Below are 13,450 nucleotides of genomic sequence, written 5' to 3' on the forward strand. Positions count from 1 at the left end.
CGAAGGCGAGGGCCTGCGTCTGGGCGAAGAAGTTGGCCATCAGCAGGTCGTGCTGGGCCCGGAGTTCCTCGCTCAGTTCGGGCAGCGGGCGGGCGAAGCCGATGAAGTCCGCCGGGATGAGCTTGGTGCCCTGGTGGATCAGCTGGTAGTAGGCGTGCTGGCCGTTGGTGCCGGGGGTGCCCCACACGACGGGTCCGGTCTGCCACTCCACCGGCCTGCCGTCACGCTGCACGGACTTGCCGTTGGACTCCATGTCCAGCTGCTGGAGGTAGGCCGTGAACTTCGACAGGTAGTGCGAGTACGGCAGCACCGCGTGGGTCTGGGCGTCGCAGAAGTCGCCGTACCAGATGCCCAGCAGGCCCAGCAGCAGCGGCGCGTTGGCCTCGGCGGGCGCGGTGCGGAAGTGGTCGTCGACGATCCGGAAGCCGTCCAGCATCTCGCGGAAGCGGTCCGGGCCGATGGCGATCATCAGGGACAGGCCGATCGCGGAGTCGTACGAGTACCGGCCGCCGACCCAGTCCCAGAACTCGAACATGTTGTCCGGGTCGATGCCGAACCCGGTGACCTTCTCCGCGTTGGTGGACAGCGCCACGAAGTGCCGGGCGACCGCCTTCTGGTCGCCGTCGAAGGCCTTGAGCAGCCAGGAGCGCGCCGAGGTCGCGTTCGTGATCGTCTCGATCGTGGTGAACGTCTTGGACGCCACGATGAACAGGGTCTCGGCCGGGTCCAGGTCGCGGGTCGCCTCGTGCAGGTCGGAGCCGTCCACGTTCGACACGAACCGGAACGTCAGGTCCCGTGCGCTGTACGGGCGCAGCGCCTCGTAGGCCATCGCGGGGCCGAGGTCGGAGCCGCCGATGCCGATGTTGACGACGTTGCGGATCCGCTTGCCGGTGTGCCCGGTCCACTCGCCCGAGCGGACCCGCTCGGCGAAGCCGGCCATCTTGTCGAGCACGGCGTGCACCTTCGGCACGACGTTCTCGCCGTCGACCTCGACGACCGCGTCCCGTGGGGCGCGCAGCGCGGTGTGCAGGACCGCCCGCCGCTCGGTGACGTTGATCTTCTCGCCGCGGAACATGGCGTCCCGCAGCGCGAACACGTCGGTGGCGGCGGCGAGTTCCTGGAGCAGGGCCAGGGTCTCGTCGGTGATCAGCTGCTTGCTGTAGTCGATGTGCAGGTCGCCGACCCGCACGACGTACCGTTCGGCCCGCCCGGGGTCCGCGGCGAACAGCTCGCGCAGGTGCGGCAGACCCTGGGCGCGGTGGTCGGCGAGGGCCGTCCACTCGGGCCGGTCGGTGAGCTTCGGGAACTCTGCCATGTCAGGCGTTCTCCTTGGTGCCCTCGCCCTGGAGGGCGATGGCGTACATCTCGTCGGCGTCGAGGCGGCGCAGCTCCTCGGCGATGAGTTCGGAGGTGGCGCGGACCTTCAGGGCGAGGGTGCGCGGCGGCTGGCCGGGCAGGGTCAGCGTGGCGAGCGGGCCCTCGGGCCGGTCGACGACGATGTCGCCGCTCGCGGTGCCGAGGCGCACGGTCGTCACGAAGGGGCCGGCGCTGTGCACCCGGTCCACCGGGACCTTCAGGCGGGCCTCCAGCCAGCGGGCGAGGAGCTCGGCGCTGGGGTTGTCGGCCTCGGCCTCGACGGCCGCCGACGTCACCTTCGCGCGGGCCTGGTCCAGGGCCGCGGCCAGCATCGACCGCCACAGGGTCAGCCGGGTCCAGGCGAGGTCGGTGTCGCCGGGCGCGTAGGTGCGGCCGCGGATGTTCAGCACCTCCAGGGGCCGCTCGACGGCGTAGAGGTCGGTGATCCGGCGCTGGGCGAGCGCGCCGAGGGGGTCCTTTGCGGGGGCCTCGGGGGCCTCCACCGGCCACCACACGACCACCGGGGCGTCCGGCAGCAGCAGCGGCAGGACGACCGAGTCGGCGTGGTCGGACACCTCGCCGTAGGTGCGCAGCACCACCGTCTCGCCGGTGCCGGCCTCGGAGCCGACCCGGACCTCGGCGTCGAGCCGCGAGTGGGTGCGGTCGCGCAGGGTGCGGGCGTGCCGCTTGATGACGACCAGGGTGCGCGAGGGGTGCTCGCGCGAGGCGTCCTCGGCGGCCTTGATCGAGTCGTAGGCGTTCTCCTCGTCCGTGACGATGATCATCGTCAGGACCATGCCCACGGCCGGTGTGCCGATGGCGCGGCGGCCCTTCACCAGCGCCTTGTTGATCTTGCTTGCCGTGGTGTCGGTCAGGTCGATCTTCATGGCCTGCGCCAGCTCCGTCCGTCTCGTGCGAGCATCTCGTCGGCTTCCCTCGGTCCCCAGGTGCCGGCCGCGTACTGCGCCGGCCTGCCGTGCGTCGCCCAGTACTCCTCGATCGGGTCGAGGATCTTCCAGGACTCTTCCACTTCCTGGTGACGGGGGAACAAATTGGCGTCGCCGAGCAGTACGTCCAGGATGAGCCGCTCGTACGCCTCCGGGCTCGACTCGGTGAACGACTCGCCGTAGGCGAAGTCCATGGACACGTCCCGGATCTCCATCGAGGTGCCCGGCACCTTCGACCCGAACCGCACCGTCATCCCCTCGTCCGGCTGGACGCGGATGACGATCGCGTTCTGGCCCAGCTCCTCGGTCGCGGTGGCGTCGAACGGCGAGTGCGGGGCCCGCTTGAAGACCACGGCGATCTCGGTGACCCGGCGGCCGAGCCGCTTGCCGGTGCGCAGGTAGAAGGGGACGCCCGCCCAGCGGCGGTTGTCGATGCCCAGCTTGACCGCCGCGTAGGTGTCGGTCTTGGAGCCGGGGTCGATGCCCTCCTCCTCGAGGTAGCCGACGACCTTCTCGCCGCCCTGCCAGCCGGCCGCGTACTGGGCCCGCACGGTGTGGCTGCCGAGGTCCTCGGGGAGCCGTACCGACTTCAGCACCTTGAGCTTCTCGGTGAGCAGCGCCTCGGCGTCGAAGGCGATCGGCTCCTCCATGGCCGTGAGGGCCATCAGCTGGAGCAGGTGGTTCTGGATGACGTCCCGGGCCGACCCGATGCCGTCGTAGTAGCCGGCCCGGCCGCCGATGCCGATGTCCTCCGCCATGGTGATCTGCACGTGGTCGACGTAGGACCGGTTCCAGACCGGCTCGTACATCTGGTTGGCGAAGCGCAGCGCCAGGATGTTCTGGACCGTCTCCTTGCCGAGGTAGTGGTCGATGCGGAACACCTGCTCCGGATCGAACACGTCGTGCACGACCCGGTTCAGGTCCTGCGCCGACTTCAGGTCGTGACCGAACGGCTTTTCGATGACGGCGCGCCGCCAGGAGCCCTGGGGCGGGTTCGCCAGGCCGACCTTCTTCAGCTGCTGCACGACCTTTGGGAAGAACTTCGGCGGCACCGACAGGTAGAAGGCGAAGTTGCCGCCCGTGCCCCGGGAGGCGTCCAGCTCGTCGACGGCGTCCTTCAGCTGCTTGAAGGCGGTGTCGTCGTCGAAGTCGCCGGGGATGAACCGCATGCCCTCGGCGAGCTGCTGCCACACCTCCTCGCGGAACGGGGTGCGCGAGTGCTCGCGGACCGCGTCGTGCACGACCTCGGCGAAGTCCTGGTCCTCCCAGTCCCGGCGGGCGAACCCGACGAGGGAGAAGCCCGGCGGCAGCAGACCGCGGTTGGCCAGGTCGTAGACGGCCGGCATCAGCTTCTTGCGGGACAGGTCACCGGTCACCCCGAAGATGACCAGGCCCGAGGGCCCGGCGATGCGGGGCAGCCGGCGGTCGCGGGGGTCCCGCAGCGGGTTCACCCAGCCGGCGGCCGGGGCCACCGGCACCCGCACCGCCTCCGGTGCGGGTGCCTGGGCGGGGACGTTCTCGGTCATCAGGCGTCAACTCCCTTGTTCCTCAGGGACGTGGCGACGGCGTCCAGCAGGTCCTGCCAGGCCGCCTCGAACTTGGCGACGCCCTCGTCCTCCAGCTGCTGGACGACCTCGTCGTAGGAGATGCCCAGCCGCTCGAGGGCGGCCAGGTCGGCGTGTGCCTGTGCGTAGCCGCCGGTCACCGTGTCGCCGGTGATCTCGCCGTGGTCGGCGACGGCGTTCAGGGTGGCCTCCGGCATGGTGTTGACGGTGCCGGGCGCGACCAGCTCGTCCACGTACAGGGTGTCCTTGTAGGCGGGGTCCTTCACACCGGTGGACGCCCACAGCGGGCGCTGCCTGTTCGCCTTGTCACCGGCGAGCGCGAGCCACCGCCCGGAGGCGAAGACCTCCTCGTACGCCTCGTAGGCGAGACGGGCGTTGGCCAGGGCCGCGCGGCCCTTGAGCGCCAGGGCCTCGTCGGTGCCGAGCGCGGTGAGCCGCTTGTCGATCTCGGAGTCCACACGGGACACGAAGAACGACGCCACGGAGTGGATGCCGGACAGGTCGATCCCGCGCTCGCGGGCCTTCTCCAGACCGGCCAGGTAGGCGGCCATGACCGCCCGGTAGCGCTCCAGGGAGAAGATCAGCGTCACGTTGACGCTGATGCCGAGGCCGATGACCTCGGTGATCGCCGGGAGGCCCGCCTCGGTCGCCGGAATCTTGATCATCACGTTGGGCCGGTCGACCAGCCAGGCCAGCTGCCTGGCCTCGGCGACGGTGGCCTCGGTGGCGTGGGCCAGGCGGGGGTCGACCTCGATGGAGACCCGGCCGTCGCGGCCGCCCGAGGCGTCGTACACCGGGCGCAGGATGTCGGCCGCGTCCCGCACGTCGGCGGTCGTCATCATCCGCACGGCCTCGTCGACCGTGACACCGCGTACGGCGAGGTCGGCGAGCTGCTCCTCGTAACCCTCCCCGGAGCCTATGGCGGCCTGGAAGATGGACGGGTTCGTCGTGACACCGACGGCACTTCCGCTCGCCACCAGCTCGGCGAGGCTGCCCGAGGTGATCCGCTTGCGCGACAGGTCGTCGAGCCAGATCGACACGCCCTCGTCGGCGAGGCGCTTGAGGGCTCCCGGGGTCGCGATTGCTTCGGTCACAGTGATCATTCTTTCTTCTTGCGTCGGTATCGTGCGTCGGTAACGTGCGTCGGGTGGAGCGTCCGTGTCAGGCGCGCGCGGCGGCGAGCGACTCGCGGGCCGCCGCGGCGACGTTCTCGGGGGTGAAGCCGAACTCGGCGAACAGGGTCCCGGCGTCGGCGGAGGCACCGAAGTGTTCGAGCGAGACGATGCGGCCGGCGTCGCCCACGAACCGGTACCAGGTCAGGCCGATGCCGGCCTCCACCGCGACCCGGGCCCGCACGGACGGCGGCAGCACCCGCTCGCGGTACTCGCGGGGCTGCTCCTCGAACCACTCCACGGACGGCATCGACACCACGCGCGTGCCGGTGCCCTCGGCCTCCAGCGCCTCCCGCGCGGCCACGGCCAGGTGCACCTCGGAGCCCGTCGCGATGATGATCACCTCCGGGACCTCCGTCGAGGACTCGCGCAGTACGTAGCCGCCCTTGGCCGCGTCGGCGTTCGGCGCGTAGACCGGCACGCCCTGGCGGGTGAGCGCGAGCCCGTGGGGGGCGGGGTGCGTGGCGTGCCTCTTCAGGATCTCGGCCCAGGCGATCGCGGTCTCGTTGGCGTCCGCCGGGCGGACGACGTTCAGGCCGGGGACGGCGCGCAGCGAGGCCAGGTGCTCGACCGGCTGGTGGGTGGGTCCGTCCTCGCCGAGGCCGATGGAGTCGTGCGTCCACACGTACGTCACCGGCAGCTGCATCAGGGCCGACATCCGCACGGCGTTGCGCATGTAGTCGGAGAAGACGAGGAAGGTGCCGCCGTAGATCCGGGTGTTGCCGTGCAGGGCGATGCCGTTCATCTCCGCGGCCATGGAGAACTCGCGGATCCCGAAGTGCACGGTACGGCCGTACGGGTCGGCTTCGGGCAGCGGGTTGCCCTTCGGCAGGAAGGAGCTGCCCTTGTCGATGGTGGTGTTGTTGGAGCCGGCCAGGTCGGCGGAGCCGCCCCACAGCTCGGGAACGACCGGGCCGAGGGCCTGCAGCACCTTGCCGGAGGCGGCGCGGGTCGCCACCGACCTGCCCTCCTCGAAGACCGGGAGCTTCTCCTCCCACCCCTCGGGCAGCTCGCCCTTGCTGACGCGGTCGAACACCTCGGCCCGCTCCGGCCGGACGGTACGCCACTCGGCGATCCGCTTGTCCCAGGCCGCGTGTGCCTCGGCGCCCCGGTCCAGGGCCCGCCGCGTGTGCTCGATGACCTCGTCGGGGACCTCGAAGGTCTGCCCGGGGTCGAAGCCGAGGAGGCGCTTGGTGGCGGCGATCTCCTCCTCGCCGAGCGCCGAGCCGTGGGACGCCTCGGTGTTGCGCGCGTTCGGTGCGGGCCAGGCGATGATCGTGCGCATCGCGATGATCGACGGCCGCCCGGTCTCGGCCTGGGCGGCCTTCAGCGCCGTGTACAGGGCGGGGACGTCGACGTCGCCGTCGGCGGTGGGCTCGACGCGCTGGGTGTGCCAGCCGTAGGCCTCGTACCGCTTCAGCACGTCCTCGGAGAACGCGGTCGCGGTGTCGCCCTCGATGGAGATGTGGTTGTCGTCGTAGAGGAAGACCAGGTTGCCCAGCTTCTGGTGGCCGGCCATCGAGGACGCCTCTGCGGAGACTCCCTCCTCCAGGTCACCGTCGGAGACGATCGCCCAGATCATGTGGTCGAAGGGGGAGGTGCCCTCGGGGGCCTCCGGGTCGAACAGGCCGCGCTCGTAACGGGCGGCCATCGCCATGCCGACGGCGTTGGCGACGCCCTGGCCGAGCGGGCCGGTGGTGGTCTCCACACCCGCGGTGTGCCCGTACTCGGGGTGGCCCGGCGTCTTCGAGCCGTGCGTGCGGAACGCCTTCAGGTCGTCCAGCTCCAGCTCGTACCCGGCGAGGAAGAGCTGCGTGTAGAGGGTCAGCGAGGTGTGGCCGGGGGAGAGGACGAAGCGGTCCCGGCCGGTCCACTCCGGGTCCGCCGGGTCGTGTCGCATCACCTTCTGAAAGATCGTGTACGCGGCAGGTGCCAGGCTCATCGCGGTACCCGGGTGCCCGTTGCCCACCTTCTGCACCGCGTCGGCCGCCAGAAGTCGGGCGGTGTCCACGGCACGCCGGTCGAGGTCGGTCCACTCGAAGCCGTCGGAAGTCTGCGTGGTCATCTTCAAGAAGTCCTCGTTCAGTGCGGAAAGCTGGCCTGACGCGTTCAAACTTAAAAGTCTGACTTTTTCGGGGAAAGGTCGGGGTGTGTCAGCCTGTGGTGAATCTGGGACAGTGATCACGCGACAGAGACGGCACGAAAAGGACATGACCGACAGAACGCAGCAAGCCGCCGGTGAGGACACCGACGACCGCGCCGCCGACGCCGGTACCGGCGATGACGGCGACGGAAATACGCACGGGAACACGGACCGCGACCGGATCAGAACCTTCCCCTTCCCGGCCGAACTGGCCGTCGGCGGCGTCGGCATGCAGATGGGGCCGATGGGCACCGGCCGCACCTGGCACGCCGACGCCCCTCTGCACCGCGTCCACCGCATCGACTTCCACGTGGTCATGCTCTTCACCGACGGCCCCGTGCGGCACATGGTCGACTTCGCCGAGTACGAGGCCTCCGCCGGTGACGTGCTGTGGATCCGCCCGGGACAGGTCCACCGCTTCTCCCGGGAGTCCGTGTACCGCGGAACCGTCCTCACCATGCAACCCGGCTTCCTGCCCCGCTCCACCGTCGAGGCCACCGGCCTGTACCGCTACGACCTGCCGCCCCTGCTGCACCCCGACCCGGCCCAGCTCGGCGCGCTGCGGTCGGCCCTCGACCAGCTCCACCGCGAGTACGAGGACACCACCACGCTCCCCCTCAGCCTGCACACCGCCGTCCTGCGGCACACGCTGACCGCGTTCCTGCTGCGCCTCGCCCATCTCGCCGCCAGTTCGGCACAGACCTCCCGGCAGCAGACCGACAGCACCTTCACCCGCTTCCGGGACGCCGTCGAGCAGGATTTCGCCACCAACCACAGCGTCAGCGCCTACGCCGACGCCCTCGGCTACTCCCGCCGCACCCTGGTCCGCGCCGTCCGCGCGGCCACCGGCGAGACGCCGAAGGGATTCATCGACAAACGCGTCGTCCTGGAGGCCAAACGCCTCCTCGCCCACACGGATCTGCCGATCGGCCGCGTCGGGGTGGCCGTCGGCTTCCCCGACGCGGCGAACTTCTCCAAGTTCTTCCAGCTGCACACCGGACACACCCCGGTGGCCTTCCGGGCGGAACTGCGCTAGCCGCTCACGATGCGCCTCCGGGCCGTACCCGGATGATCAGCCGTCAGCCGTCAGCCGTCAGCCGTCAGCCGGCCCGGACCCCGGGGAAGCCCTCCGCGTGGCGTCCTCGGCGCGGCCGGTCATCACCAGATCGCCGTCGGGGGTGCGTCGCGCGAGGGCGCCGGTGCGGAAGTAGCCGTCGCCGGTGAAGGAGCGCGCGGTGTGCTCGGGCGCCCGGTAGTAGCCGCGCACCGTGCAGGGGCCACGGACGAGGAGTTCCCCGGTCTCCCCCTCGGGCACCTCCCGGCCGTCGGCGCCGACGACACGGATCTCGTCGTCGGGGAGGAGCGGACGGCCCTGCGCGGTGAGCACCGCCCCGTCCGGACCGGTGGGACGGGTGACGACGAGCAGCCCCTCCGCCCTGTTGAAGACCCGTTGCAGGCGACAGCCCAGCGCGGGGCCCAGCCGTTCGGCGATGGCCCCGGGCACACTCGCGCCGCCGAGCTGCACGAGCCGCAGGCTGCTCAAGTCGGCCCGGACCGTGGGGAGTGCGTCCAGCCAGAGCCGGGCGGCTGCGGGCACCACCGACGCGATGGTGACCCGCTCCCGCTCGACGGCCGCAAGCTGTGCGCCGGGGCCGGGGTCCTCGACCAGCACGACGGTGCCGCCGACGGAGAGGACGCCGATGACGCCGGGGCAGCCGAAGGCGAGGTCCGACTCGGCGGGCGGCGCGGTGAGATACACGTCGTCCCCGGTGAGCGACACCGACTCGGCGGCGGCCCGCACCTGGCAGGCGTAGTCGTCGTGGGTCCGCGCGACGAGCTTGGGCGCCGCCGCGGGGGCGCAGTCGGAGAGCAGGAGGAACGCCACTTGGCCGGCGCCGCGCGCGAGCGGCGCCTCGGGCGGGGCGTCGACGGAGCCCAGCGGGAAGTAGTGGCAGCCCGACGCGTCGGTCGCCAGACCGCCGTACGGGGACGCGGTACCAGGCGGCTCGTAGGTGAACACCCGCCGCAGGAAGGGCCCTTGGGCGGCGATGTCCGCGGCCATGGCCGTGTGGTCGAACCCTTGGTACGCCGAGGGGCCGACATAGCCGACGGCCTCGGTGACCCGCACGAGGGGGGACACCTCGGCGGCGCGGTAGGACAACGGGCAGAACACCGGGACCGCGCCGACCCGTATCAGCGCGAACGCGGTGATGACGCGCTCGGGCACGTTCGGCAGCTGGACGACGACCCGTTGCCCGGGCCGCAGACCGCGCAGCCGGAACCCCGCGGCCACGCGGTCCACGCGCCGGTTCAGGTTCGCGTACGTGAGGCGGGTGCCGCCGTGCACGAGCGCGGTCCGCGCCGCGTACGCCAGGGCCCAGCCGCGCAGCGGGGTGTCCAGCGTGCTGCCACGCCAGTGCCCGGCCGCCCGGTAGCGGTCGGCGAACTCCTGCGGCCAGGGCGTGCAGCCGTCGAGCATGGATGCCATTCGGTTCCTTCGGTACCCGTCTGCGCACCGGGGGCCGGACGCGTCGTGTGCCGGCCATCCAATCCACGGCCCACCCCGCGCACAAGGAGCTGTCCCGACCAGGGACGCGCGGGGACTTCGGCAGAAGCTCCAAGGCGCCCTGCCTGCCTTCCCGGGCCGTGCTCGGTGTCCGCGGCTCAGTGCCCGAAGTCGAACCAGTTCACGTTCACGAAGTCGGCCGGCTGGCCGCTGGTGAAGGTGAGGTAGACGTCGTGGGTGCCGGTCACCGCGCCGATGTTGGCGGGAACCGTCCGCCAGGACTGCCAGCCTCCGGTGTTGCCCACGGCGAAGCTGCCGACGGGCGCGTTGCCCCGGTTGTCCAGACGCACCTCCACCACTCCGCTGACCCCGCCCGCCGCACCGCTCGCCACCCGGGCGTAGAACTGCCGCGCCGCCGTGGACCCGAAGTCCACCCCCCTGTACAGCGCCCAGTCGCCGTTCGCGACGTACCCGATGTCCTGCCCGCCGCCCGTGTCCGTCGTGGTCTCGGTGCCGATCCCGGACTGGCCGTCGTAGGACTCGGCCTGGACGGGGCTGTAGGCGTCCCGGTTGCCGGACGGCGGGGGAGTGGTGCCTCCGCCGGAGGACTGCAGGACCTGTACGTAGTCCACGGCCATCGGGTGGCCCGGCTCGGTCCCGCTGTCCGGGCCGCCGCCGAACGCGGCCGGGAAGCCGCCGCCCATCGCGACGTTGAGGATGAGGAAGTAGCCGTGGTTCGTGGCGTTCGCCCAGGTCGTCGCGTCGACCTGGTTCGCCCGCACGGTGTGGAAGCTGACGCCGTCGAGGTAGAAGCGGATCTCCTCGGGGCTGGTCGAGCGGTCCCACTCCATCGCGTAGGTGTGGAAGCCGGCCTGACAGGTGGCGCCGGTGCAGGCGGTGGAGTTGCCGATGCCGGAGGTCTCGTTGCACGGGCCGCCCGGGTTGGTGCCGCAGTGCATCGTGGCCCAGTCCGTGTTCAGCCCCTGGACGTTCTCCATGATGTCCAGCTCGCCGATGCCCGGCCAGTTCCAGTAGTTGCCGCGGAACGGGGCGCCGAGCATCCAGAACGCCGGCCAGTAGCCCTTGGCGGCGGCGCCGGTGACGTTCGGCATCTGGATCCGGGCCTGCACCCGCAGCTTCCCGCCCGCCGGGGGCTGGAAGTCGGTACGCCTGGTCTCGATCCGGCCCGACGTCCAGTTGCCGGACGCGTCGCGGCGCGGGGTGATGAGCAGGTCGCCGTTCCCGTCCAGGGCGACGTTGGCGGTGCTCGACGTCATGGTCTCCACCTCGCCGGTGCCCCAGTTGGCGGCGCCGCCGGGGTAGGAGGTCCCGGTGTCGTACTGCCAGTCGGACGCGTTGACGCCGGAGCCGGCCGCGCCGTCGAAGTCGTCCGCGAAGACCTGCGTCCAGCCCGAGGGGGGTGCGGGCACGGCGGCGCCGGCGGGCGTGCCGGCGGCCGTGGCGAGGGCCGCGGCCAGGCCGAGCGCGGCGGCGACGGCGACGAGCGCGCGCCGCAGCGGGCGGGGTCTGGAGGTGCCGGAGGATGCGCTCATGGGGGACCTCTCGCTACGGGGATGTGTGCGGGGCCGGGGAGAGCGCTCCCACCGGTGTGAGAGCGCTCTCAACGTGCCGCCAATGTGCTCCCGGCCCCTGCCACCGTCAAGACGTGCAGCAGGGAAAGTCCCTTGCCGCCCGGGGGAGTTCACCCGGTGGAACCGCCGTGCTCCGGTCGGCCCCCAGGGCCACCCCGGGGGCGCGCGGTGCCGGTGTCCCGGCCGCCGTCCGGAGCCGGACCCGGGGCGCGCACAGCTCCGTACCGCGTGGCAGCCCCGGCCGGTCCTCGCCCGCCAGCACGCGCAGCGTCAGCCAGACCTCACCGCCGTCCTGCGGCAGTCGCAGCGGCACCGGCACACCGGATACGGACCGGGTCCGCGGCCTCCCGCCCCGCCCGCTCACCGGAGTCACCGCCGTACGCCCGGCGGCGGCCGGGCCCGGCGACACGGTCGTCGTCCGGCCCCGGGCCCGCGGGGCCGGCCGGTGTTCCGTCGCTCACGCGCCGCACGATTCCGTGGCCGCGGGGCTCCCGGATGAAGCCGCCCTGAAGACCCGGCGTGGAGTCGATGGCCGCCCAGGGGTCCGCGAGCGCGGTGCCGGTCTGCTAGAAGGGTGCGGGAGAGAAGGAAGGTACGGGTGTGAGGCTGACGATTCTGGGCGGCGGCGGTTTCCGGGTGCCGCTGGTGTACGGCGCGCTGCTGGCCGATCGCGCGGAGGGGCGGGTCACCGAGGTCGTACTGCACGATCTGGACGACCGCCGGCTGCGCGCGGTGACCCGGGTGCTGGCCGAGCAGGCCGCGGGGGTCCCCGACGCACCGGAGGTGTCCGCCACGACCGACCTGGACGCGGCCCTGCGCGGCGCCGACTTCGTCTTCTCCGCCATCCGCGTCGGCGGACTCCAGGGCCGGGCGAACGACGAGCGGGTGGCCCTCGCCGAGGGCGTACTCGGCCAGGAGACCGTCGGCGCCGGCGGGATCGCCTACGGCCTGCGCACGGTCCCGGTCGCGGACGACATCGCCCGGCGCGTGGCCCGCCTGGCCCCGGACGCCTGGGTCATCAACTTCACCAACCCGGCGGGCCTGGTCACCGAGGCGATGTCCCGGCACCTGGGCGACCGCGTCATCGGCATCTGCGACTCGCCGGTCGGCCTCGGCCGCCGTATCGCCCGCGTCCTCGGCGCCGACCCGAAGACGGCCTTCGTCGACTACGTCGGCCTCAACCACCTCGGCTGGGTACGCGCGCTGCGTGTCGCCGGACGCGACGAACTGCCCCGCCTGCTCGGAGATCCGGCGCTGCTCGGCTCCTTCGAGGAGGGCCGGCTGTTCGGCGCCGACTGGCTCCGGTCGCTCGGTGCGATCCCCAACGAGTACCTGCACTACTACTACTTCAACCGGGAGACCGTCCGCGCCTACCAGGAGGCCGAGCGGACCCGCGGCGCCTTCCTGCGTGACCAGCAGGCCCGGTTCTACGAGCGGGCGGGCGATCCCGGCGTCTCCGCCCTGCGAGCCTGGGACCGCACGCGCGCGGAGCGCGAGGCGACCTACATGGCCGAGAACCGGGAGAGCGCCGGCGCCGGCGAACGCGAGGCGGACGACCTGTCCGGCGGGTACGAGAAGGTGGCCCTCGCGTTGATGCGGGCCATCGCCCGCGACGAACGCGCCACCCTGATCCTCAACGTCCGCAACCGCTCCACGCTGACCGCCCTCGACGCCGACGCGGTCGTCGAGGTGCCGTGCCTGGTCGACGCGAGCGGTGCCCACCCGCTCGCCGCCGATCCGCTGCCCGGCCATGCCACCGGCCTGGTGTGCTCGGTCAAGGCCGTGGAGCGCGAGGTGCTCGCCGCCGCCGAGTCGGGTTCCCGGGCGGCCGCCGTGACGGCCTTCGCGCTGCATCCGCTGGTCGACTCGGTCACCGTGGCCCGCCGGCTGGTCGAGGGCTACACCGAGGTCCACCCGGGCCTGGCGTACCTGAGATGAGAAACAGAGGCCCGTTCCGCCGACCGGTTCCCCCACCCAGCGGCCCTCGGCTTCGAGCGGTGCTCGGCCCCGAGCGGTGCTTGGCCCCGAGCGGTGCTTGGCCCTGACCGGTGCTTCCACCCAGCGGTGCGCGGCGCCGAGCGGGCCTCCGCCCGGAGCGATGCTCCGCCGAGCGGCCCCCGCCGAGTGGTCCTCCGTCGAGCGGTGGTCCCACCGAGCAGTGCTCCCGCG

9 protein-coding genes and 1 pseudogene are annotated in these 13,450 nt (G+C 72.1%); 2 read left to right on the forward strand and 8 right to left on the reverse strand.

Features of this window, described 5'->3' with window-relative positions:
* The 5 genes from pgi to tkt form a co-directional block, all read right to left on the reverse strand.
* The coding region (gene pgi / locus AB0B40_RS17495; RefSeq protein ID WP_362264343.1) for a glucose-6-phosphate isomerase at positions 1 to 1,315 on the reverse strand (1,315 nt) is incomplete at its 3' end.
* Between the two features lies 1 nt (position 1,316).
* Complete coding sequence (gene opcA, locus AB0B40_RS17500; protein ID WP_345047265.1) at positions 1,317 to 2,243, reverse strand: glucose-6-phosphate dehydrogenase assembly protein OpcA; 927 nt, start codon at positions 2,241 to 2,243, stop codon at positions 1,317 to 1,319.
* Positions 2,240 to 3,829 (reverse strand): glucose-6-phosphate dehydrogenase, encoded by a 1,590-nt coding sequence (gene zwf, locus AB0B40_RS17505; protein ID WP_362264345.1) that lies wholly within the window; start codon positions 3,827 to 3,829, stop codon positions 2,240 to 2,242. Before zwf ends, opcA begins: the two co-directional genes overlap by 4 nt.
* A complete protein-coding gene (tal, locus tag AB0B40_RS17510) occupies positions 3,829 to 4,971 on the reverse strand; it encodes a transaldolase (protein WP_362264347.1) in 1,143 nt (380 codons plus the stop codon). The genes zwf and tal overlap by 1 nt, the downstream gene beginning before the upstream one ends.
* A 58-nt stretch (positions 4,972 to 5,029) precedes the next feature.
* The gene (tkt, locus tag AB0B40_RS17515) at positions 5,030 to 7,105 is read right to left on the reverse strand and encodes a transketolase (protein WP_362264349.1); all 2,076 of its coding nucleotides are present in this window, start codon (positions 7,103 to 7,105) and stop codon (positions 5,030 to 5,032) included.
* Positions 7,106 to 7,250: 145 nt separating this feature from the next.
* Between tkt and AB0B40_RS17520 the strand changes: the two genes are divergently transcribed.
* A complete protein-coding gene (locus AB0B40_RS17520) occupies positions 7,251 to 8,219 on the forward strand; it encodes an AraC family transcriptional regulator (protein WP_345047271.1) in 969 nt (322 codons plus the stop codon).
* A gap of 57 nt (positions 8,220 to 8,276) precedes the next feature.
* Here the strand turns inward: AB0B40_RS17520 and AB0B40_RS17525 are convergent, their stop codons facing one another.
* The 3 genes and pseudogenes from AB0B40_RS17525 to AB0B40_RS17535 form a co-directional block, all read right to left on the reverse strand.
* Positions 8,277 to 9,671: an AMP-binding protein gene (locus AB0B40_RS17525; protein WP_362264351.1), complete on the reverse strand. Its 1,395-nt coding sequence runs from the start codon at positions 9,669 to 9,671 to the stop codon at positions 8,277 to 8,279.
* A gap of 176 nt (positions 9,672 to 9,847) precedes the next feature.
* Positions 9,848 to 11,242: a glycoside hydrolase family 16 protein gene (locus AB0B40_RS17530; protein ID WP_362264353.1), complete on the reverse strand. Its 1,395-nt coding sequence runs from the start codon at positions 11,240 to 11,242 to the stop codon at positions 9,848 to 9,850.
* Positions 11,243 to 11,465: 223 nt separating this feature from the next.
* Positions 11,466 to 11,841: pseudogene (locus tag AB0B40_RS17535) on the reverse strand (beta-galactosidase); the annotation flags it as partial.
* Between the two features lie 40 nt (positions 11,842 to 11,881).
* Here AB0B40_RS17535 and AB0B40_RS17540 point away from each other — a divergent pair.
* Complete coding sequence (locus AB0B40_RS17540; RefSeq protein ID WP_345053789.1) at positions 11,882 to 13,219, forward strand: 6-phospho-beta-glucosidase; 1,338 nt, start codon at positions 11,882 to 11,884, stop codon at positions 13,217 to 13,219.
* The last annotated feature ends 231 nt before the right edge of the window (positions 13,220 to 13,450 follow it).

This window comes from Streptomyces sp. NPDC042638 (genome assembly GCF_040647235.1).
Taxonomy (GTDB): Bacteria; Actinomycetota; Actinomycetes; order Streptomycetales; family Streptomycetaceae; genus Streptomyces; species Streptomyces rameus.

Excerpts from the sequence above, each read along its gene's own strand:
- tkt (WP_362264349.1), bottom strand. The coding sequence starts at position 7,105 with ATGACCACGCAGACTTCCGACGGCTTCGAGTGGACCGACCTCGACCGG.
- AB0B40_RS17525 (WP_362264351.1), bottom strand. The coding sequence starts at position 9,671 with ATGGCATCCATGCTCGACGGCTGCACGCCCTGGCCGCAGGAGTTCGCC.
- AB0B40_RS17530 (WP_362264353.1), bottom strand. The coding sequence starts at position 11,242 with ATGAGCGCATCCTCCGGCACCTCCAGACCCCGCCCGCTGCGGCGCGCG.
- tal (WP_362264347.1), bottom strand. The coding sequence starts at position 4,971 with ATGATCACTGTGACCGAAGCAATCGCGACCCCGGGAGCCCTCAAGCGC.
- AB0B40_RS17520 (WP_345047271.1), top strand. The coding sequence starts at position 7,251 with ATGACCGACAGAACGCAGCAAGCCGCCGGTGAGGACACCGACGACCGC.
- zwf (WP_362264345.1), bottom strand. The coding sequence starts at position 3,829 with ATGACCGAGAACGTCCCCGCCCAGGCACCCGCACCGGAGGCGGTGCGG.
- opcA (WP_345047265.1), bottom strand. The coding sequence starts at position 2,243 with ATGAAGATCGACCTGACCGACACCACGGCAAGCAAGATCAACAAGGCG.